Consider the following 19,344-nt stretch of genomic DNA (forward strand, 5'->3'; position numbering starts at 1 on the left):
CCGTTCGTCGGTCCGGGTGGGTCAGGCGCGGTGGAAGCCCGGGTCGGCCTCGCCGGCGTCGAGCTGGTCGACCTCGAGATCGGCGTCGGGCTCGAACGGCTGCACGCGGCGGGCACGGCGACGACGGGGCGGCTGCGGGGCCTCGTCCTCGGTGTCGGTGTCGCTCACATCGGCGAGCGCATCGACGTCCACACCCTCGATGTCGTCGTCGTCCGACTCGTCGAGGTCGTCCTCGTCGGCGTCGAACTCGTCGTCATCGTCGTCGTCCGACTCGTCGTCGTCCTCGTCGTCCTCGTCGTCATCCGAGTCGTCGTAGTCGTCGTCCTCGTCCGAGTCCTCGTCGTCCTCGTCCGAGTCTTCGTCGTCGTCCTCATCCGACTCGTCGTCGTAGTCCTCGTCGTCCGAGTCCTCGTCCGACGCGTCCTCGCCCTCGTGCTCCTGCGCGGCCCGGTACTCGGCCAGTCGCTCGGACCACGGCACCCACTCGGGCGCGACGAGCGAGCCGTCGCCGGGCATCAACTCGACCTCGAGCACGGTGGGTTCGTCGTCACCGATCTTCGCAACGCTGACGGTCCAGCGCCACCCGGGGTACCCGGGCAGGCGGTTGGCGAACAGGACGGACACGACGCCGTCCCCTTCGTCCACGGTGCCGACGGGTGCGCCGACGGTCGACTCCGGGGTCACCTCGAGCAGCGCCTCGCGCGCCAGGTCGGTGTAGTCGATGGACGCTGCGTCGGGAGCCGTCTCGGCCCCTGCTGTCTCGGACTCGGTCATGGGGTCACGCCTCCAACTGGTCTGCGACGTGCCGCAGGATGGCGGCGATGCGATCGCCGTTCTTCGGGTAGCGGCCGTGGCGGAGGTCTCCGCTGATCCGGTCGAGTTCCTTCACCAGGTCCTCGACGATCACGGCCATGTCGTCCGCGGAGCGACGGGTCATCCGCGACAGCGACGGCTGGGGCTCGAGCAGCCGCACGGACAACGCCTGCGACCCCTTCTTGCCCTGGACGACGCCGTACTCGAGCCGCGTGCCGGCCTTGACGGTCACGACGCCGTCGGGCAGCGAGGACGCGTGCAGGAACACCTGGTCGCCGTCGTCTCCGGTGATGAAGCCGAAGCCCTTGTCGTCGTCGTAGAACTTGACCTTGCCGGTGGGCATGCGTGGACTCCTCGAGGTCGTGGTACGGCCGTGGTGCGTCGGATATCCTGGGTCGATGGCCAAGCCGACCCGATCAACCGGGAACCCGCAGGACTCCGCAGAACCCCCGGTGACGTTCAATCGTACCGAACGCGCTCTGGCGTTCATGATCGGTGGGATCATCATCCTCGGCCTGCTCTGCTTCGTCGCGATGATCATCATGTGGCTCACCGCTCCCAGCGCCCAGGGTGCGATGCCGTGGCCGGTGGTCATGGCGATCCCGCTCTACGGCTTCCCGATCGCCATGGTGCTGGTCTTCACGCTCCTCGGCATCACCTGGACACGTCGCGCACGAGCGAACCGGACGGCTCGCTGACGTCCGCCCCGGACGCTGGCACCGGACGATGACGACCACCGCCGACCTCGCCGCCCGACTCCGGGCGATGCCGGACGATGCGCTCGAGCGCCTCGTCGCGGCGAGGCGACTCCCCACCGCTGCACTCGCCGAGACCGGCCCGCAGCGCATCACCGACTTCTTCGACCTCGCCGAGGCACTCCGCAGCGACGACGCCGTGGACGCCGCCGTCGAGCACCTGCCGCGCGCGACGATCCTCGCACTGCGTGACGGCGGCGCCGTCGACGCGCTCGGCCCCGCGATCGAGCTCGGCCTCGCCGACGAGGACGGCGCGGTCGACGACGCGGTCGCCGCACGCGTGGCCGCCCACCCCGACCTCACCTCGCTCGACGAGCAGCCGGGAGGCCCGGAGCAGGTCCGCCCCGCTGCTCCCGCCCTCGACGCTGCGGCACTCGAGCGTGCGCGCACCACCGGCGCAGAGCAGGCGTTCGCGACGATGACGGTGCTCGCCGAGCTGCTGCGGGCGGTCGACGCCGGCGCGGTCCGCGAACTCGTCAAGGGCGGGATCGGCATGCCGCTCGCCCGCACCCTGGCCGAGCGCATCGGCACCGATGCCGAGCTCGTCGCCGGTCGCCTGGCGCTGCTCGACGGCATCGGGTTCGCCGACCCCGACACCGGGCGGTGGATCGTCACCGACCCCGGGCACGCGTGGTTGCTCGCGAGCTGGCCGGAGCGCTGGGTGTCGCTGGTGGCCGCGTGGTCGGACACGCTCCCGCCCGCCGTGCACCAGGTGCTCGAGCTGGCCGACGGGGACCTGCGCGACCTCGTGCCGCTCGGTCGGTGGGCGTACCCGGCGGGGTCCCGCTGGCTCGACGCCCTGCTGCTCGACGTCGCCGGCACCGCGGCGTCGCTCGGCCTGGCGGTCGACGGCGTCGTGACGAGCACCGGCCGGGCGCTCCTCGACGGCGACGCCGAGCAGGCCGCCGACGACCTGCCGGGTACCGTCGAGCGGGTCTACCTGCAGCACGACCTCACCGTCATCGCACCGGGGCCGCTCGCGCCGGTGGACGACGACGCCCTGCGCACGGTCGCCGTGCTCGAGGCACCGGGCCTCGCGGCGCGCTACCGCATCTCCGAGGACACCCTGCGCGCGGCGTTCCGGGCCGGACACTCCCGCGACGACCTGCTGTCCCTGCTCGGACGACTGTCGGCGACCGGGATCCCGCAGCCCCTCGCCTACCTGATCGACCAGGTGGCCGGACGCGACGGCAGCATCGTCGTCGACCGGGGGCCGGGCGGCGTCGGGACCGAGGTCCGCGGCACCGCCGACCAGCTCGACCTCGTCGGAGTGGACGCCGAGCTCCGGCAACTCGCGTGGGAGCGGCCCGACCTGACGACGCTGACCACTCGCTACCCGCCGCACGTCGTGCACACCGCGCTCGAGGACCAGCGCTACCCGGCCGTCCTGACGACCGCAGCCCGCCCCGAGGCGCACCACGGGCCTCCCGGCCGGCGCAGCCCCACCGGACGCTCGCCGGAGCAGTCGGCGCACGCACTCGTCGAACGGCTCCGCCTGACGACGCAGCGCGGCGACGCGGAGCCGGAGCAGGAGTGGCTCGGTCGGCAGATCGACCTGGCCGTGCGCGGACGCACGCCGATCCGTGTGACCGTCCGGATGCCGGACGGCTCGGAGCGGCCGTTCTCGATCGTGCCGACCTCGGTCGCGGCCGGACGCGTCCGCGGGCGGGACACGGCCGTCGACGTCGAACGCACCCTGCCGCTGTCGCTCGTCGTGTCGGTCGAGAGCGACGCCTGAGCCGCGCGGTCACCCGCACGCAGGTGCCGACGGCTAGGCTGGCAGGTCATGAACGGACCGCTGATCGTGCAGAGCGACCGCACCGTGCTCCTCGAGGTCGCGCACCCCGACGCCGAGGACGCACGCCACGAGCTCGCGGCCTTCGCCGAGCTCGAACGCGCTCCCGAGCACGTGCACACCTACCGGATCACCCGCCTCGGACTCTGGAACGCGCGCGCCGCGGGCCACGACGCCGAGGCGATGATCGACACCCTGGAACGCTTCGCGAAGTTCCCCGTGCCGCAGAGCGTCACGGTCGACATCCGCGACACGGTCTCGCGCTACGGACGGCTCGTGATCCGTCGCGAGGAACGACCCGACGCGCCCGTGATCGCGAACTCCCCCACCGAGGAACTCGAGCGGCTGCCGCTCCTGCTCCTCACCGCCGAGGACCCGTCGGTGCTGGCCGAGGTCATCCGGTCGAAGCGCATCAAGCCGCTGCTCGGTGACATGCGGTCCTCGACCGAGGTCGAGCTGCAGCCGTGGGCGCGGGGGCAGATCAAGCAGGAGCTCGTGAAGCTCGGCTGGCCGGCGGAGGACCTGGCGGGCTACACCCCTGGCCAACCCCACCCGATCGACCTGGACACGGCCGAGTGGCACATGCGGCCGTACCAGGAGCAGGCCGTCGACACGTTCTTCGCCCAGGGCTCCGGCGTCGTCGTGCTGCCCTGTGGTGCGGGCAAGACGCTCGTCGGCGCGGGCGCCATGGCGACCGTCAAGGCGACCACGCTCATCCTCGTGACGAACACCGTCTCGGCCCGACAGTGGCGCACCGAGCTCCTCAAGCGCACGACCCTGACGCCGGAGGACATCGGCGAGTACTCGGGCAGCGTCAAGGAGATCCGGCCGGTCACGATCGCGACCTACCAGATCCTCACCGCCCGCCGGAAGGGCGAGTACACGCACCTGTCGCTCCTCGACGCCCTCGACTGGGGCCTCATCGTCTACGACGAGGTGCACCTGCTGCCCGCGCCGGTGTTCAAGCTGACCGCCGACCTGCAGGCCCGCCGACGCCTGGGCCTCACCGCGACGCTCGTGCGCGAGGACGGCCGCGAGGGCGACGTCTTCTCGCTCATCGGGCCGAAGCGGTACGACGCCCCGTGGAAGGAGATCGAGGCGCAGGGCTACATCTCACCGGCCTCCTGCTACGAGGTCCGCATCGACCTGCCGCACCAGGACCGCCTGGAGTACGCGGCGTCGAGCGACGACGAGCGCTACCGGCTCGCCGCGACGTCCCCGGCCAAGACCCCGGTGGTGCGGGAACTCATCGAGAAGCACCGTGGTGAGCAGATCCTGGTGATCGGCCAGTACATCGACCAGCTCGACGAACTGGCTGCGTCGCTCGACGCCGCGGAGATCACGGGGGCGACCCCGGTCGACGAACGGGAGCGGCTGTACGACGCGTTCCGGTCCGGCGAGGTCGACGTGCTCGTCGTCTCGAAGGTCGCGAACTTCTCGATCGACCTGCCCGACGCGACCGTCGCCATCCAGGTCTCCGGCTCGTTCGGGTCCCGGCAGGAAGAGGCACAGCGGCTCGGCCGGCTCCTCCGCCCGAACAAGGACGGCCTGCCCGCGTCGTTCTACACGCTCGTGGCCCGGGACACCGTCGACCAGGACTTCGCGCAGAACCGACAGCGGTTCCTGGCGGAGCAGGGGTACTCGTACACGATCCTCGACGCTGACCAGGTCCAGACGCCCGTGGGCTGACGTACGAACCGCTCTCAGGAAACCCCGAGGGAACAGTCAGAAGATAAGACCATGAGCGATGGCCCCAAGATCCTGATCGTCGACGACGAGCCGAACATCCGCGACCTCCTGACGACCTCGTTGCGCTTCGCCGGCTTCGCCGTGCGTGCGGTGGGCAACGGAGCACAGGCGATCTCCGCCGTGCTGGAAGAAGAGCCGGACCTCATCATCCTCGACGTGATGCTGCCCGACATGAACGGCTTCGGTGTCACCAAGCGCCTGCGTTCCTCGGGCTACACCTCGCCGATCCTGTTCCTGACGGCGAAGGACGACACCGAGGACAAGATCACCGGCCTCACCGTCGGCGGCGACGACTACGTCACCAAGCCGTTCTCGCTCGACGAGATCGTCGCCCGCATCAAGGCCATCCTCCGTCGCACCATGAACGACGAGGAAGACGCGATCATCCGCGCCGGCGAGCTCACGATGGACCAGGACACGCACGAGGTCACGATCGGCGACGCCCAGATCGAGCTCTCGCCCACCGAGTTCAAGCTGCTCCGCTACCTGATGCTCAACCCGAACCGCGTGCTGTCGAAGGCGCAGATCCTCGACCACGTGTGGGAGTACGACTTCAACGGCGACGCGGGCATCGTCGAGAGCTACATCTCGTACCTGCGCCGCAAGCTCGACCAGTACTCCGCCGAGCCGATCATCCAGACCAAGCGCGGCTTCGGCTACATGCTGAAGGCGTCCAAGGCTTCCTAGGAGCAGGAGTCCCTCGGGGCTCGACTTCACGGCGGTCGTCCGGTTTCACCGGGCGGCCGCTGTCTATCGTTGGGGCAGCATGCACACGCGAATGAACCACTGGTGGGACGGGATCTCCCTGCGCACCAAGATCACCGGGATCACGGTGCTGCTCGTCGCGCTCGGGTTGCTCGTCGCCGGACTCGGCACGATGACCGTGCTGTCCACCTACCTCATGCAGCAGCTCGACAACACGGTCAAGCAGACGACCGAGCAGCTCGAGGGCCAGAACATCAGCGACGGCGAGCAGTACTGCAAGCTGTCCGTGGTGGTGTCACAGAGCGCCTACGTCGCCGCGTACGACGCCGACGGCGACCGGATCTGCCAGACGAAGGCGTCGAGCCGGCCCGACGTCCGCGAAGCCACCCTGGTCGAGGCATCGCAGGCGAACCAGCGCATCTCGCTCTACGACAGCCAGCACAACCACGAGTGGCGTGCGCAGATCATCCCGGCGTCGCTGCAGAACCAGTCCGACGGCACCACCGAGACCGGCTACGTGCTCATCGCGGTCTCCAGTGCCGGTACCGACGAGACGATCGGCAAGTTCACCGCGATCTTCCTCGGGTTCGGTGCCTCGGTCATCCTGCTCGGCGCCATGCTCACCCGGCTGCTCGTCACCGCGACCTTCGACCCGCTGCGCGACGTCGAGGACACTGCCGCACGGTTCGCCGCGGGTGACTTCAACCAGCGCCTCGAGGCCGACACCCCGAACACCGAGGTCGGCCGACTCAACCGCTCCCTCAACGTCATGCTCGAGCGGATCGACTCCGCGTTCGAGGACCGCGAGCGCACCATCGCCCAGATGCGCCGGTTCGTCGGGGACGCCTCGCACGAACTCCGCACGCCGCTGGTGTCCCTGCGCGGGTACGCCGAGCTGTACCGGATGGGTGCCCTGCGCAAGGAAGAGGACGTCGCCCAGGCGATGGAGCGCATCGAGAAGGAAGCGCAGCGGATGGGCCTGCTCGTGCAGGACCTGCTGCAGCTCGCCCGCATCGACGAGTCGAAGCCGCTCGAGCTCGGCCCGGTCGACCTCGTCGCCATCGCCCGCGACTCGGCGCTCGACACGATGGCCTCCAACCCCGACCGCGAGATCCAGGTCCTCGTCGAGGACTCCCTCACCGGCGAGAGCGTGCCCCAGGCCGTCCGCCCGTCGGCGTCGGCGTCGTCGTCCATCGGCTCTCCGGACTCCGGCGAAGCACCGCCCGTGTCGCCCACCTCGGCGAACACCACCGGGCCGATCGCGTTCTCGCGCCAGACCATCGCGCGTCTGCGGGCCCGTCGGACCCGCGCCATGAACATCGACGCCGGCGCCGCACCGACCGACGAGACCACCCCGCTGCCCACGGTCGTGCTGCCGAAGCGCCCGCCGATCGTCCTGGCGGAAGAGAACAAGATCCGCCAGATCGTTACGAACCTGATGGGCAACGCCATGCGGTTCACGGCGAACGACGACCCGATCGAGATCGGCATCGGCGTGGACGACGAGCGCGGCATGGCACACCTCGACGTGATCGACCACGGTGAGGGCATCCCGCCGCAGCTGCGCGAGAAGATCTTCCAGCGCTTCTGGCGTGCGGACACCTCCCGCGCCCGTGACACCGGCGGCTCGGGCCTCGGGCTCGCCATCGTGTCCGGCATCGTCGCGGCGCACCACGGCTCCGTCGAGGTCTTCGACACCGAGGGCGGCGGCGCCACCTTCCGCGTCTGGCTCCCCCTGCTCCCCCGCGACTTCGCCGCCTGACCCGCACGCCGGCCGCTGCTCGAGGTAGCCGCTAACTGCCGCCCATCCCGCGCTCTCACGGCGCAACGTGCGACCTGGGTGACGAACGCACGGCGTGTTGTGCGACCGCCGCAAGCAAGCGTCGGACCCTTCGGAGGGACAACCCGCCGACGTCACGACGAGCGCGAGACGAAGGCCTGGCGCAGACGCTCGAACAGCACAGCAGGGCGAGCGGCATCAGCCCGCGTCGCATGCAGGACGAGCCAGCCGTTGACCGCCATACCGTTGTCACGCCGCTGGTCGTACTGGAAGACATCCTGCTCGCGGTGGTGATCGCCGTCGTACTCCAACGCGATCCGACGTTCCGGCCAGGCCATGTCCACGCGTCCGAGGAACCGGCCGTGGTGATCCGACACCTCGACCTGCAGTTCCGGCTCGGGGAAGCCCGCGTCCACCACGGCGAGCCGAAGCCAGGTCTCCATCGGTGACTCGGCACCGACGCGCACCCGCGCGATCGCGGCACGAGCGACCGCGATCCACCGAGATCCGGGCACGATGCTCTTGGCGAGCGTGTCGATCGTGCAGAGTCCGCTCTTGCCCACCAGGAAATCGCCCACCGCGACGAGTTGCTGCACGCTGAGCAGACCGGCGCACTCCCGCCACGCAAGCTCTGGAGTGCTGAGCCGCATCCCCTGCCGCTCGCAGCTGGTAGCTCCGGACCGGCGACGGTGTCCTTTGACCTGTGGACGTCGCATCACCGGGCCGGTTCCGTCGGTCGTGACGTGGACGGGGACTTCGGCACCGTGCGGGAGCGGTGCTCCCCACAGCGCGGCGGCCGTCGTGTGGCTCAGGTACTGGTCCGGACGGAGCACCAGGCCGACTGCCGCGACGATCGACATCGTGGCGTCGGTCGACCGGACGCCATGCACGGGACGGACGAGATCACGTCGACGGAGACGACCCGGATCGACGCCGAACCCGATGGCGTCACGGACCAGGAAGCCGGCGGAGTCGAGCGTCTCAGGGAGCGGACGAGGCTTCGGCATGTCCCGAGTGTCGCGACCCGGCTGCCCACGCGACCCTCTCGGGAGCGCATCTGTGGAGAACGACCGGTGCCGGGCCTCCTGTGCGCTTCACGCTGATCGCGCAACATGCCGTCTCCAGCACGCCGTGGTCGCACAAACTGCCGGGACGGCCTCCGCGAAGCGGCAGTTCGCGCGATCTCGGCCCAACCGGCCCGACCGCACACACAGAAGGGCCCCACACGCGCAGCGTGCGGGGCCCTTCTGTCAGACGGACTTTAGAAGTCCATGCCACCCGTCGGGTCGCCAGCCGGAGCAGCAGGGGTGCGCTCGGGCTTCTCGGCGACGACGACCTCGGTGGTCAGGAACAGACCGGCGATCGACGCAGCGTTCTGCAGCGCCGAACGCGTGACCTTGGCGGGGTCGATGATGCCGGCGGCGATCAGGTCGACGTACTCGCCGGTCGCGGCGTTGAGGCCCCAACCCGACTCGAGCTCGCGGACCTTGGCGGCGACGACACCCGGCTCGAGACCGGCGTTCAGCGCGATCTGCTTGAGCGGCGCGTCGATGGCCACGCGGACGATGTTCGCACCGGTCGCCTCGTCACCCTCGAGCTCGAGGGCCTCGAGTGCGACGGCACCGGCCTGGATGAGGGCGACGCCACCACCGGCGACGATGCCCTCTTCGACGGCAGCCTTCGCGTTGCGGACGGCGTCCTCGATGCGGTGCTTGCGCTCCTTGAGCTCGACCTCGGTCGCGGCACCCGCCTTGATGACGGCGACGCCACCGGCGAGCTTCGCGAGGCGCTCCTGGAGCTTCTCACGGTCGTAGTCGGAGTCGGTCGCCTCGATCTCGGCACGGATCTGGCGGACACGGCCGGCGATCTGCTCGGCGTCGCCGGCACCCTCGACGATCGTGGTCTCGTCCTTGGTGATGACGACCTTGCGGGCACGACCGAGCAGGTCGAGCGTCGCGTTCTCGAGCTTGAGGCCGACCTCTTCCGAGATGACCTGGCCACCGGTCAGGATCGCGATGTCCTGCAGCATGGCCTTGCGGCGGTCGCCGAAGCCCGGAGCCTTGACGGCGACGGACTTGAAGATGCCGCGGATCTTGTTCACGACGAGCGTGGCCAGGGCCTCGCCGTCGACGTCCTCGGCGATGATCAGGAGCTGCTTGCCCGCCTGGATCACCTTGTCGACGACCGGCAGGAGGTCCTTGATGTTCGAGATCTTCGAGTTGACGATCAGGATGTAGGCGTCCTCGAAGACGGCTTCCTGACGCTCGGGGTCGGTGACGAAGTACTGCGACAGGTAGCCCTTGTCGAAGCGCATGCCCTCGGTGAGCTCGAGCTCGGTGCCGAAGGTGTTCGACTCCTCGACGGTGACGACGCCTTCCTTGCCGACCTTGTCGATGGCCTCGGCGATGAGCGCGCCGATGGTCGGGTCAGCGGCCGAGATCGACGCGGTCGCGGCGATCTGGTCCTTGGTCTCGATGTCCTTCGCGTTGGCGAGGAGCTGGTCGGAGACGGCGGCGACGGCCTTCTCGATGCCGCGCTTGAGCGACACGGGGTCGGCACCGGCGGCGACGTTGCGCAGGCCTTCGCGGACGAGCGCCTGGGCGAGGACGGTCGCGGTGGTCGTTCCGTCACCGGCGACGTCGTCGGTCTTCTTGGCGACCTCCTTGACGAGCTCCGCACCGATCTTCTCGTACGGGTCGTCGAGCTCGATCTCCTTGGCGATGGAGACACCGTCGTTCGTGATCGTGGGGGCGCCCCACTTCTTCTCGAGGACGACGTTGCGGCCGCGCGGGCCGAGCGTCACCTTCACGGCGTCGGCCAGCTGGTTCAGGCCGCGCTCGAGGCCACGGCGGGCCTCCTCGTCGAAAGCAATGATCTTAGCCATGTGGTTTTTCGTCCCTCCCGGACGTCGTCTTGGGGGTCGTGCTGGCACTCAGCGTGAGCGAGTGCCAACGCCGATTCTGGCACTCGCCGGGTGTGAGTGCAACACAGTCGGGAGGCTCGTGACGACTTCCCAGGACACGTCGCGTCCGGTGGACCCCGCACCACCGCCGCGGTCGCGCTCCCCGCGCCGGTCACCGTCCCCGCACACGACGAACGCGCCGCCCCTGACGGGACGGCGCGTTCTGGAAGTGGTGCTGCTCAGGCGGGGCGGACGGACTCTGCCTGCGGGCCCTTCGACCCGGTGCCGACGTCGAACACGACGGCCTGGCCCTCCTCGAGGACCTTGTAACCCGACATGTCGATGGCCGAGTAGTGCACGAACACGTCCTGGCCCCCTCCATCCACGGTGATGAAGCCGAAGCCCTTTTCAGCGTTGAACCACTTCACGGTTCCGTTGGCCATGATCTCTTGCTCCCTGGTACTGCAGTGCGGAACGACGTGATCGTCGTCTGCATGGGACTCTGACCGAACCCGTCCGATCAGGCAAGAGGTGTGACGTTGTTTCACGTCGATTCCGTCAGAAATCAACGTGCTCGAAACACGGCCGTCACACAATGCGCGGAAAACGCGGCGCGACGGCCCGCAGAACGACCGATCAGCCGGTGTAGTCGGCGCCGAGGACGACGCTCACGTCGGCGTTCGGGAACGCCGCCGACTGCTGCACGGCCGTGACGCCGAGCTGCTTCGCGATGCCCTGTGCGACCGCCGCCTGCGACGCCTGCTGGTAGTAGACGATCGTCGACGTGGAGCCCGTCGTACCGGCGTCACCGGTGGAGGCGACCTGCCAGCCGGCGCCGGTCAGCGCCGCACTCGCACGGCTGGCGAGGCCCGTGGTGGTCGTGCCGTTCAGGACGACGACGGTGGTGGTGCCCTGCTGCGCCGGCGTCGCGGCCGCAGCACTGCCCGACCCCGACCCAGCCGAGCCGGAACCGGCGGACGAGGACGCGGACGGCTTGGACGTCGCCGAGGGCTTCGCGGTGGCGGACGCCGACGTGGAGGCCGAGGGGGAATCCGAGCTGTTGAACGAGTAGCTGCCGTTCAGCAGCGCGAGGACGAGCACGCCGATGCCGACGAGCACGCCGGTGGCGAGCGCCGCCCAGGCGAAGGCGATCCAGCCACGGCCGCGACGCTGGGCACCGCGGTGCGCACCGACCCGCGGGCCGTCGGCGACGTCGTCGAACCGGTCTCGGGGGAATCTCGTGCTCATCGTTCCTCTTCACGTCCTTCGGGAGCCGCACCGGGCGCGACGAAGCTGCGCGTCGCCCGGGCGCTGGTGCGCGCGTGACGGAGCCGCTGCAGCCGGCTGACGAGCTGCGGGTCGTACGCGAGTGCCGCGGGCGAGTCGATCACGCGGTTCAGCACCTGGTAGTAGCGCGCCGCCGACATCTCGAACTCGACCCGGATCTCCGCTTCCTTCGTGCGGTCGTGCCGTGCCCGGTCCTGCTCGAACGTCAGCACGTGCTTCGCGAGCTCACTGAGCTGGTCAGCACCGAGCTGGTCAGCACGCAGCTCGTCAGCACTGAGCTCGTCGACGCTGCGTTCGTCGGTGGGGCTGGTCACTGCGGTTCCGATCACGGTCGGGTAACGGGTCTCGCACATCGTAGGGGTGGAGTCGATCCGGACCCTGGCACGGCGCTGGACTGTCGCGAACACCGGTCACAGGTTCGGCGCGCGGAACCAGCGCACACGCCGACCGAACGGGTCGGAGATGGCCACCGCGACCCCGTCGAGCGAGACCGTCGCGAACGAGTCCGGATCCGCCGCGTCGACGTCGTCGGGCAGCGTCGCCGCCACCCCGCGCAGGATCCCGGAGCGTTCGAGGGCGATCCAGTGCACGCCCCGCGCACGGATCCGGTCCACGAACCGCTGCCGGTCCGCGCCCGGCACGTAGACCAGGGTCCCGGTGGTCAGGACGACCGGTTCGACGTCGTCCGGCAGGGCGTCCAGTGCACGGTCGAGGTCGCCGGGCAGCGCGCCCCGGATCCGGACTGGAGGCACGGTGAGCGTCGCGGACGCCGCCGCGCGCATCAGGGCGGTCCGGTCCGACGCCTCGGGCGGGACGGCCTCGACCAGCCGGTCGAACGCACCGGGGACCGACAGGTCGATCGGGTTCGGGTCGAGGGCCACCCGGGCGCCGATCCTGATCGGGACGGTCGCGGGTGCGGGAACGGCCCCGGTTGCGTCCGCGACCAGCCGGACCGAGGGCTCGGCGAGCGCCGTGTGCATCCGGAGGACCGCAGCCCCGGAACCGACGCGGTAGTCCAGGGTCACCCGGTCCGGGATCGAGCACAGTCCGGCGGCGGCCCCGGCGTCGACCAGGCCGAGCGGACGCGCGGACCGTTCGGCGAGCGCCGCGAACAGCGGGACGACCGGGGCGAGCCGCTGCGGGTCGTTGGCCTGCACCGTGGCGGAGGCGAGGGCCGCGACCAGCGCGGGGCGGGCCTCCAGGCCGAGCGCGCGCAGCGCACCCGGGTCCGACGGGTCCGCGCCCAGCTGCCGCGCGACCGCGAAGAACAGTTCCGGCTGCCGCTGCTGCTCGGGGACCTCGGCGAGGAGCGCGACGAGGGAGTCGTCGAGCGACCGTGCCCAGGCCGCGTACGACGGCGAGACCGCCTGGATGCGGTCGGCGTACGCGTCGTACCGGGCGCGGGTGTCCATCAGCGTCCGGGCCGGTGCATGCCGACGTGTCGGATGCCGGCCTCGTCGTACGGCTCCCCGAACCGCACGAAGCCGTACCGCTCGTACAGGGCGGCGACGTACTCCTGGGCGTGCAGGACGAACGGGTCGTGTCCGTGTTCGTCGAGGACGGCGGCGACGAGCCGGCCGGCGATCCCCTGTCCACGGTGCCCGGGGTCGGTCGCGACCCGGCCGATCACCCACGCCGGCGACGCTGCGCCGTCGGGGTGGACCTCGTCGGCTGCCGGGCGGATGAGCCGCAGGTACCCAACCGCATCGGTGTCCGTGCCGAACCACCAGTGCTCGGTGTCGGGCTCGCGGTCACGGCCGTCGAAGTCCTCGGCGGTGACCCGCTGCTCGAGCGCGAACACGCGGTTGCGCAGGACGACGATGCCGTACAGTTCGTCCGTCGTCAGACGGGTCCAGCGGGCGTGGTGCACGGAATGCTCGGACATCGTGGCGAGTTTAGTGAAGTGGTCGGGAGTGCCCGGAAGAGCCCGGCCGGAAGCAGGAGGAACCAATGGCATACAACGTCGACAAGTCCGACGCCCAGTGGCGCGAGGAGCTCTCCCCGGACCAGTACGCCGTCCTCCGCCAGGCGGGGACCGAACGACCGTGGACCGGTGAACTCCTCGACGAGGAGCGCGCCGGCGTCTACACCTGTGCGGCCTGCAACGCGGAGCTGTTCAAGAGCGGCACGAAGTTCGACTCCGGCTGCGGCTGGCCGTCGTTCTACGAGTCGGTGAACCCGGACGCCGTGCAGCTCATCGAGGACAACTCCCTCGGCATGGCCCGCACCGAGGTCCGGTGCGCGAACTGCGGTTCGCACCTGGGCCACGTGTTCCCGGACGGGTTCGGCACCCCCACGGGTGACCGGTACTGCATGAACTCGATCTCGCTGAACTTCTCGGAGAAGTCGGGCGAGTGAGCCCCGGACGCCCTCACCGGTAAGATGAGCGGCGTCAGCCGGCATGGCGCAATTGGTAGCGCACCGTACTTGTAATACGGGGGTTGCGGGTTCAAGTCCCGCTGCCGGCCCCAGATGAAGCGATGCCCCGGGCGAAGTCTCGCCCGGGGCATCGGCACACGGAACGCGGATCAGGGGGCGTTCCGGGCGCTGGACGCGGTAACCAGCCGGTCGTGCGACGAGGATGACACCTCACCGACCCGCGCGTCCACACCCTGACCCCACATCCGCGGAAATCCGCACGATGTGCACGAACGCGCCGGGGTCCTGTCCGCTCAGCGCCCGCCGGCTCAGCGCCCGCCGGTGATCTTCCGCTCCCGCTGCGCGACGCCGGCCGTGCCGTAGGGGTAGTCGTCGATGCGGGGAGCGCTGGCGTCGGTCAGTCGGGCGAGCTCGTCGTCGGTGAGCACCAGGTCCGCGGCACCGAGGTTGTCCTCGAGCTGCGACAGGGTGCGGACGCCGAGGATCACGCTCGTGACCGCGGGGCGGGCCAGCAGCCAGGCGAGTGCGACCTGCGACTTCGAGGCGTCGTGGGCGTCGGCCACCTCGGAGACGGCGTCGAGCACCTCCCACGTGCGCTCGTCACCGTTGCGGGCTTCCCAGGCCTCCATGCCGCGCTGCGGGTTCTCGCCCAGGCGGGTGGCGCCGGTCGGGGCCTCGTCGCGCTGGTACTTGCCGGAGAGCCAGCCGCCGGCCAGCGGCGACCAGGGCAGCAGGCCGATGCCGGCGTCGAGGCAGGCGGGCACGACCTCGTGCTCGATGTCGCGGACGAGCAGGTTGTACTGCGGCTGCAGGGTGACGGGCGGCGCCCAGCCGTGGGCCTTCGCCTCGTAGACGGCCTTGGTGACCTGGTAGCCGAGGTAGTTCGAGAACCCGTAGGAGCCGATCTTGCCGGCGGACACGGCGTCGTCGAGGAACCGCAGGGTCTCGTCGATGGGGGTCAGGGCGTCCCACGCGTGCATCTGGTACAGGTCGATGTGGTCGACGCCGAGCCGCTCGAGCGAGGCGTCGAGGGCCACGCGCAGGTGTCGTCGGGACAGGCCGAGGTCGTTCGGGCCGTCGCCCTGCGGGAACCGGCCCTTGGTGGCGAGGACGACCTGCGCGGCCTCGGTGGGGTGTGCTGCGAGCCAGCGGCCGATGATCCGCTCGGATTCGTTGCCGGAGTAGACGTCCGCCGTGTCGACGAGCGTGCCACCGGCGGCCACGAAGGCGTCGAGGATGGCGTGTGAGGTGGGTTCGTCGGCTTCGCTGCCGAACGTCATGGTGCCGAGGGTCAGCGTCGACACCGATGTCCCGCTGTTGCCGAGGAGTCTGTAGTCCATGGCGGGGACGGTACGCCCGGTGCCGCCCGACCGAGGGGACCCACGAGTACCCCTCAGCGCGGGGCGGACAGGAACCGCAGCGCTGCTTCGCGGAACGGCCGCGAGGTCGGGGCGTTGAAGTGGTTGCGCCCCGGGATCTCGAAGAAGGTGGCGTCCGGCGCGGCCTCGGCGAGCCGGACCGCGCTGTCGCGGATGCCGTCCTCGCTGCCCGCGGCGATCAGGAGCGGCTGCGCCGGGGCGTTCTCCGGGGTCGGCTCGATGGTGTTCCGCATCCCCTCGACCATGGCCACGAGCGCGCCGAGGTCGTTGCCCTCGACGTTGCCCGCCATCGTCAGGTAGCCGTTGGTGACGCGGTCCTCGATGGGGGTGCCGTCGGCGATGTACGCCTTCGCCTGGTCGACGCGGACGCGACGCATGGGGTCGGCGTCCGGGATCCCGCCGAACACCGCGCGCGAGATCCGGCCGGGCAGGCGTTCGGCGGTGTGCCAGCCGACGCGGGCGCCGAGCGAGTACCCGAGGTACGCGACGTCGTCGAGCAGGTACGTGTCGATGACCGTGGTGACGTCGGCGACGAGCAGGTCCATCGAGTAGGCACCCGGGTCGTGCGGCTTCGCGCTCGCGCCGTGCCCGCGCTGGTCGAGTGCCACGACCCGGTACCCGGCACGGACCAGGTGCCGCGTCCAGCCCGAGGCGTGCCAGTTGAGCACCGCACCGGAGGCGAAGCCGTGCACCGCGATGACGGCCGGGGCGTCGGGGTCGCCGAAGTCGTAGGTCGCGAGTCGCAGCCCGTCGGGCGACATCACGAACCGGGGGCGGGGCGCTTCGGGGACGAGTGACATGTCCTCTCAAGCGTATCGGGGCAGTGTGGTGGCCATGGACGGCTACGGCGGCGATCAGATCCGGGCGGCGGAACGCCCCCACCTCGACGCGGGGGAACCCCTGATGCAACGGGCCGCCGACGGGCTCGCGCGCATCGTGGGCGACCTGCTGGACGACCCGGCCGTGCGGCCGGTCGACGGGCCGGGATCCGTCCTCGTGCTCGCCGGCAGCGGCGACAACGGCGGTGACGCCCTGTTCGCGGGCGCTCGCCTGGCAGCGGCCGGGAGGCACGTGGCGGTCCTGCGCGTCGGCTCCCGTGTCCACGAGGCCGGCCTGGCAGCGGCGCTGGACGCCGGCGCGCGTCTGCTGGACGGCCCGTCCGGCGCCTCGGGACCGAACGCGGGCGGGGCGGCGGACATCCTGCGAGCCGCCGGCCGGAGCGACGGCGAACGCCTGGCGGACGTCGCGACCGAGGCCGCACTCGAGGCCGACCTGGTGCTCGACGGCATCCTCGGCATCGGGGTGCACGGCGCGAACGCACTGCGGTCCCCCGCGCGGGAGGTCGTGGACGCCATCCGTGAGCTCGCCCGCGACCAGCGTGCGCCGTTCGTGGTCGCAGTGGACGTGCCGAGCGGCATCGACGTGGACACCGGCGGCGTCGCGGACGACCACGTCCTGCACGCCGACGTCACCGTCACCTTCGGCGGTGTGAAGGCCGGCCTGTTGACCGGACCCGCCGCCACCCTCGCCGGCCGGATCGAACTCGTCGACGTCGGGATCGGTGCGGATCTGGCGACGACGGAGCCGCTGATCCGCACCTGACCCCTCGAACGTCAGTGCTGCTCGAACCCCAGTGCTGCTCGAACGTCAGTGGTGCTCGTACAGCACGGGCTCCGGCAGACCGTGCTCGGCGCGGACGCTGCGTGCGATGCCCTCGATCGCGACCAGGGCGTCGACCACGAGCTCGGGCGTCACCGGGAACGGCATGTTGTGGATGGTCTCGCCCTCCACCGTCGCGGCCTCGGCCACGGCGCGCAGCACGTCACGGTCGTCGACCGTCAGGCCGATCTCGGTCAGGGTGTTCGGCAGGCCGACCTTCGTGGTGAAGACGACGAAGTCCTCGATCTCCTCGGCCGGGGCGCCCTCGAGCACCAGCTGCGCGATCGTCCCGATGTTCACCTTCTGCCCGTGGGCCAGGCCGTGCGCCTGCGGCGCCGCAGTCAGCCCGTTGTGGATCGCGTGGGCGGCGGCGAGGCCCCCGGACTCGAAGCCCAGGCCGGACAGCAGCGTGTTCGCCTCGACGACCTTCTCGAGCGCCGGGGTGACGACCTTGGCCTTGACGGCCTCGATGGCCTGCAGGGCGTTCTCGTGCAGGAGCTTCCACGACAGCTCGGCGAGCGCGACGCCGGTCTGGGTCTGCAGGCCGCCGGCCATGGTGTCGGCGTTGGCGCGCTTCGCGGCACGGGCCTCGACCCAGGTCGCCAGCGCGTCCCCGATGCCCGCGACCAGGAACTGCACCGGCGCGTTGGCGACGAGCCGGGTGTCGATGAGCACCAGATCCGGGTTGTGCGGGAAGAAGCGGTACTCGATGAACTCGCCCTCGGCGGTGTAGATGACGGCGAGCGCCGAGGTGGGGGCGTCGGTGGACGCGGCCGTCGGCACGCTGGCCCACCGGATGCCGGCGAGGTGTCCCGCGGCCTTCGCAGCGTCGATCGCGGAGCCACCGCCGAGCCCCACGATGACGTCGGCGTCCGTCGCACGGATCTGCTCGACGAGCTCGTCGACGGCCTCGGGGGTGGCGAAGCGGCCGAACCCGACACGCTCCACGGCCAGGTCGGCGGACCGGAAGCTCTCGGAGACGGCGGTCTCGACGATGCCCCAGACCACGTCATCGGCGACGATCAGGGGCCGCTTGCCGATCGGGGCGATGAACTCGCCGACGCGGGTGATCGCGTCCTTGCCCTGGACGTAGCGGGCGGGGCTCATCACGGTGCTGATGGGAGTGGCCATCGTGCGGTTCCTTCCGGTTGTACGACAGGTGTACGACAGGTGTCGGGGTGGCCGACGCCGCCGACGGTACGCGCGGCCGCTGATCGGGAGGTGCTGATCGGTAGGTTCGGGACCATGACGTTCAACGACGACTCGCAACTCCGGGGCGGCAAGGTCAAGCGGCGGGGTCGCACCACGGCGATCGGCGGAGGCGCCGTGGGCGTCGGCGTCATCGTGGTGTTCCTGATCCTGCAGTTCACCGGCGTCGACGTGAGCGGGATCGTCGGCGGCGGCAACGGCCTGACGACGATCCAGCAGGGGGGCGAGTCCGTCGACGCCGCACCCGAGTGCCGGACCGGGCGCGACGCCAACCTGCGCGTCGAGTGCCGGATGGAGGGCGCGGCCGAGTCGCTCGACGCCTACTGGACGTCCGAGGCGCGGTCGCTCGGTGTCTCGTACACGTCACCGGAGTTCTTCCTGTTCCAGGACTCCACCGACACCTCGTGCGGGCAGGCCTCGGCCGCGACCGGCCCGTTCTACTGCCCGCCGGACCGTGCGGTCTTCCTGGACACCGCGTTCTACGACGACCTGCAGTCACAGTACGGCTCGTCCGGCGGTCCGCTCGCGCAGATGTACGTCGTCGCGCACGAGTGGGCGCACCACATCCAGCAGCTGCAGGGGTCGTTCGCGAACACCGACCGCTCCGGCACGGGGGCGTCGTCGGGCAGCGTCCGCGTCGAGCTGCAGGCTGACTGCTACGCCGGGGCCTGGGTCGGCGACGCCGCCACGACGAAGGACGCGAACGGCGAGACGTTCTTCGAACCGATCACCCGCTCCCAGATCACCGACGCCCTGTCGGCGGCGAGCGCCGTGGGCGACGACAGCATCCAGGAGCGCGCGACCGGCCGCGTCGACCCGGACTCGTTCACGCACGGGTCGAGCGAGCAGCGACAGCGCTGGTTCCTGCGCGGCTACCAACAGGGCGCGACGAGCTGCGACACCCTGAGCATCCCGGGTTCGGCCCTGTAGCC

20 protein-coding genes and 1 tRNA gene are annotated in these 19,344 nt (G+C 70.6%); 9 read left to right on the plus strand and 12 right to left on the minus strand.

Annotated features, from left to right (window positions below; genetic code table 11):
• Nucleotides 1-21: 21 nt before the first annotated feature.
• Together DEJ04_RS10205 and DEJ04_RS10210 are read right to left on the minus strand one after the other, a co-directional pair.
• Entirely contained in the window at nucleotides 22-774 is a 753-nt protein-coding gene (locus DEJ04_RS10205) for a DUF3027 domain-containing protein (protein ID WP_111047002.1), read from the minus strand.
• A gap of 4 nt (nucleotides 775-778) precedes the next feature.
• The gene (locus tag DEJ04_RS10210) at nucleotides 779-1,156 is read right to left on the minus strand and encodes a cold-shock protein (protein ID WP_017888041.1); all 378 of its coding nucleotides are present in this window, start codon (nucleotides 1,154-1,156) and stop codon (nucleotides 779-781) included.
• A gap of 55 nt (nucleotides 1,157-1,211) precedes the next feature.
• On the opposite strand from DEJ04_RS10210, the gene DEJ04_RS10215 reads away from it, so the two are divergent.
• The 5 genes from DEJ04_RS10215 (at nucleotide 1,212) to DEJ04_RS10235 (ending at nucleotide 7,579) form a co-directional block, all read left to right on the plus strand.
• Nucleotides 1,212-1,511 carry a hypothetical protein gene (locus DEJ04_RS10215; RefSeq protein ID WP_128780559.1) on the plus strand — a complete coding sequence of 100 codons (300 nt, stop codon included), beginning with the start codon at nucleotides 1,212-1,214 and terminating at the stop codon, nucleotides 1,509-1,511.
• 28 nt (nucleotides 1,512-1,539) lie between these two features.
• On the plus strand, nucleotides 1,540-3,306 hold the full coding sequence (locus DEJ04_RS10220) for a helicase-associated domain-containing protein (protein ID WP_111047003.1): 1,767 nt from the start codon (nucleotides 1,540-1,542) through the stop codon (nucleotides 3,304-3,306).
• A gap of 48 nt (nucleotides 3,307-3,354) precedes the next feature.
• Nucleotides 3,355-5,052: a DNA repair helicase XPB gene (locus tag DEJ04_RS10225; RefSeq protein WP_027466594.1), complete on the plus strand. Its 1,698-nt coding sequence runs from the start codon at nucleotides 3,355-3,357 to the stop codon at nucleotides 5,050-5,052.
• Nucleotides 5,053-5,103: 51 nt separating this feature from the next.
• Entirely contained in the window at nucleotides 5,104-5,799 is a 696-nt protein-coding gene (locus DEJ04_RS10230) for a response regulator transcription factor (protein WP_017888045.1), read from the plus strand.
• A 79-nt stretch (nucleotides 5,800-5,878) separates the two neighbouring features.
• Complete coding sequence (locus DEJ04_RS10235; protein ID WP_111047004.1) at nucleotides 5,879-7,579, plus strand: cell wall metabolism sensor histidine kinase WalK; 1,701 nt, start codon at nucleotides 5,879-5,881, stop codon at nucleotides 7,577-7,579.
• Nucleotides 7,580-7,731: 152 nt separating this feature from the next.
• On the opposite strand, the gene DEJ04_RS18195 is transcribed toward DEJ04_RS10235, so the two are convergent.
• From DEJ04_RS18195 to DEJ04_RS10270, 7 genes are all read right to left on the minus strand, one after another.
• Entirely contained in the window at nucleotides 7,732-8,193 is a 462-nt protein-coding gene (locus DEJ04_RS18195) for an endonuclease domain-containing protein (RefSeq protein WP_146248691.1), read from the minus strand.
• A 665-nt stretch (nucleotides 8,194-8,858) separates the two neighbouring features.
• A complete protein-coding gene (groL, locus tag DEJ04_RS10245) occupies nucleotides 8,859-10,481 on the minus strand; it encodes a chaperonin GroEL (protein WP_017888048.1) in 1,623 nt (540 codons plus the stop codon).
• A gap of 257 nt (nucleotides 10,482-10,738) precedes the next feature.
• Nucleotides 10,739-10,942, minus strand: coding sequence for a cold-shock protein (locus tag DEJ04_RS10250; protein ID WP_017888049.1), 204 nt, complete (start codon nucleotides 10,940-10,942; stop codon nucleotides 10,739-10,741).
• 193 nt (nucleotides 10,943-11,135) lie between these two features.
• The gene (locus tag DEJ04_RS10255; RefSeq protein ID WP_071404071.1) at nucleotides 11,136-11,747 is read right to left on the minus strand and encodes a LytR C-terminal domain-containing protein; all 612 of its coding nucleotides are present in this window, start codon (nucleotides 11,745-11,747) and stop codon (nucleotides 11,136-11,138) included.
• Nucleotides 11,744-12,100: a DUF3263 domain-containing protein gene (locus DEJ04_RS10260; protein WP_258370754.1), complete on the minus strand. Its 357-nt coding sequence runs from the start codon at nucleotides 12,098-12,100 to the stop codon at nucleotides 11,744-11,746. The genes DEJ04_RS10255 and DEJ04_RS10260 overlap by 4 nt, the downstream gene beginning before the upstream one ends.
• A gap of 96 nt (nucleotides 12,101-12,196) precedes the next feature.
• On the minus strand, nucleotides 12,197-13,198 hold the full coding sequence (locus tag DEJ04_RS10265) for a DUF2332 family protein (RefSeq protein WP_111047006.1): 1,002 nt from the start codon (nucleotides 13,196-13,198) through the stop codon (nucleotides 12,197-12,199).
• Complete coding sequence (locus DEJ04_RS10270) at nucleotides 13,198-13,671, minus strand: GNAT family N-acetyltransferase (protein ID WP_181437789.1); 474 nt, start codon at nucleotides 13,669-13,671, stop codon at nucleotides 13,198-13,200. The genes DEJ04_RS10265 and DEJ04_RS10270 overlap by 1 nt, the downstream gene beginning before the upstream one ends.
• Nucleotides 13,672-13,736: 65 nt before the next feature.
• Between DEJ04_RS10270 and msrB the strand changes: the two genes are divergently transcribed.
• Together msrB and DEJ04_RS10280 are read left to right on the plus strand one after the other, a co-directional pair.
• Entirely contained in the window at nucleotides 13,737-14,144 is a 408-nt protein-coding gene (gene msrB, locus DEJ04_RS10275; RefSeq protein ID WP_027466599.1) for a peptide-methionine (R)-S-oxide reductase MsrB, read from the plus strand.
• A 37-nt stretch (nucleotides 14,145-14,181) separates the two neighbouring features.
• Nucleotides 14,182-14,257: transfer RNA gene (locus DEJ04_RS10280), tRNA-Thr, on the plus strand.
• A gap of 216 nt (nucleotides 14,258-14,473) precedes the next feature.
• Here the strand turns inward: DEJ04_RS10280 and DEJ04_RS10285 are convergent.
• Both DEJ04_RS10285 and DEJ04_RS10290 read right to left on the minus strand, forming a co-directional pair.
• The gene (locus DEJ04_RS10285; protein WP_110861756.1) at nucleotides 14,474-15,505 is read right to left on the minus strand and encodes an aldo/keto reductase; all 1,032 of its coding nucleotides are present in this window, start codon (nucleotides 15,503-15,505) and stop codon (nucleotides 14,474-14,476) included.
• A 53-nt stretch (nucleotides 15,506-15,558) separates the two neighbouring features.
• Complete coding sequence (locus DEJ04_RS10290) at nucleotides 15,559-16,344, minus strand: alpha/beta fold hydrolase (protein ID WP_111047008.1); 786 nt, start codon at nucleotides 16,342-16,344, stop codon at nucleotides 15,559-15,561.
• Between the two features lie 34 nt (nucleotides 16,345-16,378).
• On the opposite strand from DEJ04_RS10290, the gene DEJ04_RS10295 reads away from it, so the two are divergent.
• Entirely contained in the window at nucleotides 16,379-17,146 is a 768-nt protein-coding gene (locus DEJ04_RS10295) for an NAD(P)H-hydrate epimerase (RefSeq protein ID WP_111047009.1), read from the plus strand.
• A 45-nt stretch (nucleotides 17,147-17,191) separates the two neighbouring features.
• Here the strand turns inward: DEJ04_RS10295 and DEJ04_RS10300 are convergent, their stop codons facing one another.
• The gene (locus tag DEJ04_RS10300) at nucleotides 17,192-18,334 is read right to left on the minus strand and encodes a glycerol dehydrogenase (protein WP_111047010.1); all 1,143 of its coding nucleotides are present in this window, start codon (nucleotides 18,332-18,334) and stop codon (nucleotides 17,192-17,194) included.
• A gap of 114 nt (nucleotides 18,335-18,448) precedes the next feature.
• Between DEJ04_RS10300 and DEJ04_RS10305 the strand changes: the two genes are divergently transcribed.
• Complete coding sequence (locus tag DEJ04_RS10305) at nucleotides 18,449-19,342, plus strand: neutral zinc metallopeptidase (protein WP_111047011.1); 894 nt, start codon at nucleotides 18,449-18,451, stop codon at nucleotides 19,340-19,342.
• Nucleotides 19,343-19,344: the final 2 nt, after the last annotated feature.

Source organism: Curtobacterium sp. MCLR17_044, from assembly GCF_003234435.1.
Lineage (GTDB): Bacteria > Actinomycetota > Actinomycetes > Actinomycetales > Microbacteriaceae > Curtobacterium > Curtobacterium flaccumfaciens.

Excerpts from the sequence above, each read along its gene's own strand:
- DEJ04_RS10285 (WP_110861756.1), bottom strand. The coding sequence starts at position 15,505 with ATGGACTACAGACTCCTCGGCAACAGCGGGACATCGGTGTCGACGCTG.
- DEJ04_RS10225 (WP_027466594.1), top strand. The coding sequence starts at position 3,355 with ATGAACGGACCGCTGATCGTGCAGAGCGACCGCACCGTGCTCCTCGAG.
- DEJ04_RS10230 (WP_017888045.1), top strand. The coding sequence starts at position 5,104 with ATGAGCGATGGCCCCAAGATCCTGATCGTCGACGACGAGCCGAACATC.
- DEJ04_RS10220 (WP_111047003.1), top strand. The coding sequence starts at position 1,540 with ATGACGACCACCGCCGACCTCGCCGCCCGACTCCGGGCGATGCCGGAC.
- DEJ04_RS10205 (WP_111047002.1), bottom strand. The coding sequence starts at position 774 with ATGACCGAGTCCGAGACAGCAGGGGCCGAGACGGCTCCCGACGCAGCG.
- DEJ04_RS10210 (WP_017888041.1), bottom strand. The coding sequence starts at position 1,156 with ATGCCCACCGGCAAGGTCAAGTTCTACGACGACGACAAGGGCTTCGGC.
- DEJ04_RS10265 (WP_111047006.1), bottom strand. The coding sequence starts at position 13,198 with ATGGACACCCGCGCCCGGTACGACGCGTACGCCGACCGCATCCAGGCG.
- msrB (WP_027466599.1), top strand. The coding sequence starts at position 13,737 with ATGGCATACAACGTCGACAAGTCCGACGCCCAGTGGCGCGAGGAGCTC.
- DEJ04_RS10300 (WP_111047010.1), bottom strand. The coding sequence starts at position 18,334 with ATGGCCACTCCCATCAGCACCGTGATGAGCCCCGCCCGCTACGTCCAG.
- DEJ04_RS10255 (WP_071404071.1), bottom strand. The coding sequence starts at position 11,747 with ATGAGCACGAGATTCCCCCGAGACCGGTTCGACGACGTCGCCGACGGC.
- DEJ04_RS10305 (WP_111047011.1), top strand. The coding sequence starts at position 18,449 with ATGACGTTCAACGACGACTCGCAACTCCGGGGCGGCAAGGTCAAGCGG.
- DEJ04_RS10235 (WP_111047004.1), top strand. The coding sequence starts at position 5,879 with ATGCACACGCGAATGAACCACTGGTGGGACGGGATCTCCCTGCGCACC.
- DEJ04_RS10295 (WP_111047009.1), top strand. The coding sequence starts at position 16,379 with ATGGACGGCTACGGCGGCGATCAGATCCGGGCGGCGGAACGCCCCCAC.
- groL (WP_017888048.1), bottom strand. The coding sequence starts at position 10,481 with ATGGCTAAGATCATTGCTTTCGACGAGGAGGCCCGCCGTGGCCTCGAG.
- DEJ04_RS10290 (WP_111047008.1), bottom strand. The coding sequence starts at position 16,344 with ATGTCACTCGTCCCCGAAGCGCCCCGCCCCCGGTTCGTGATGTCGCCC.
- DEJ04_RS10215 (WP_128780559.1), top strand. The coding sequence starts at position 1,212 with ATGGCCAAGCCGACCCGATCAACCGGGAACCCGCAGGACTCCGCAGAA.
- DEJ04_RS10270 (WP_181437789.1), bottom strand. The coding sequence starts at position 13,671 with ATGTCCGAGCATTCCGTGCACCACGCCCGCTGGACCCGTCTGACGACG.
- DEJ04_RS10250 (WP_017888049.1), bottom strand. The coding sequence starts at position 10,942 with ATGGCCAACGGAACCGTGAAGTGGTTCAACGCTGAAAAGGGCTTCGGC.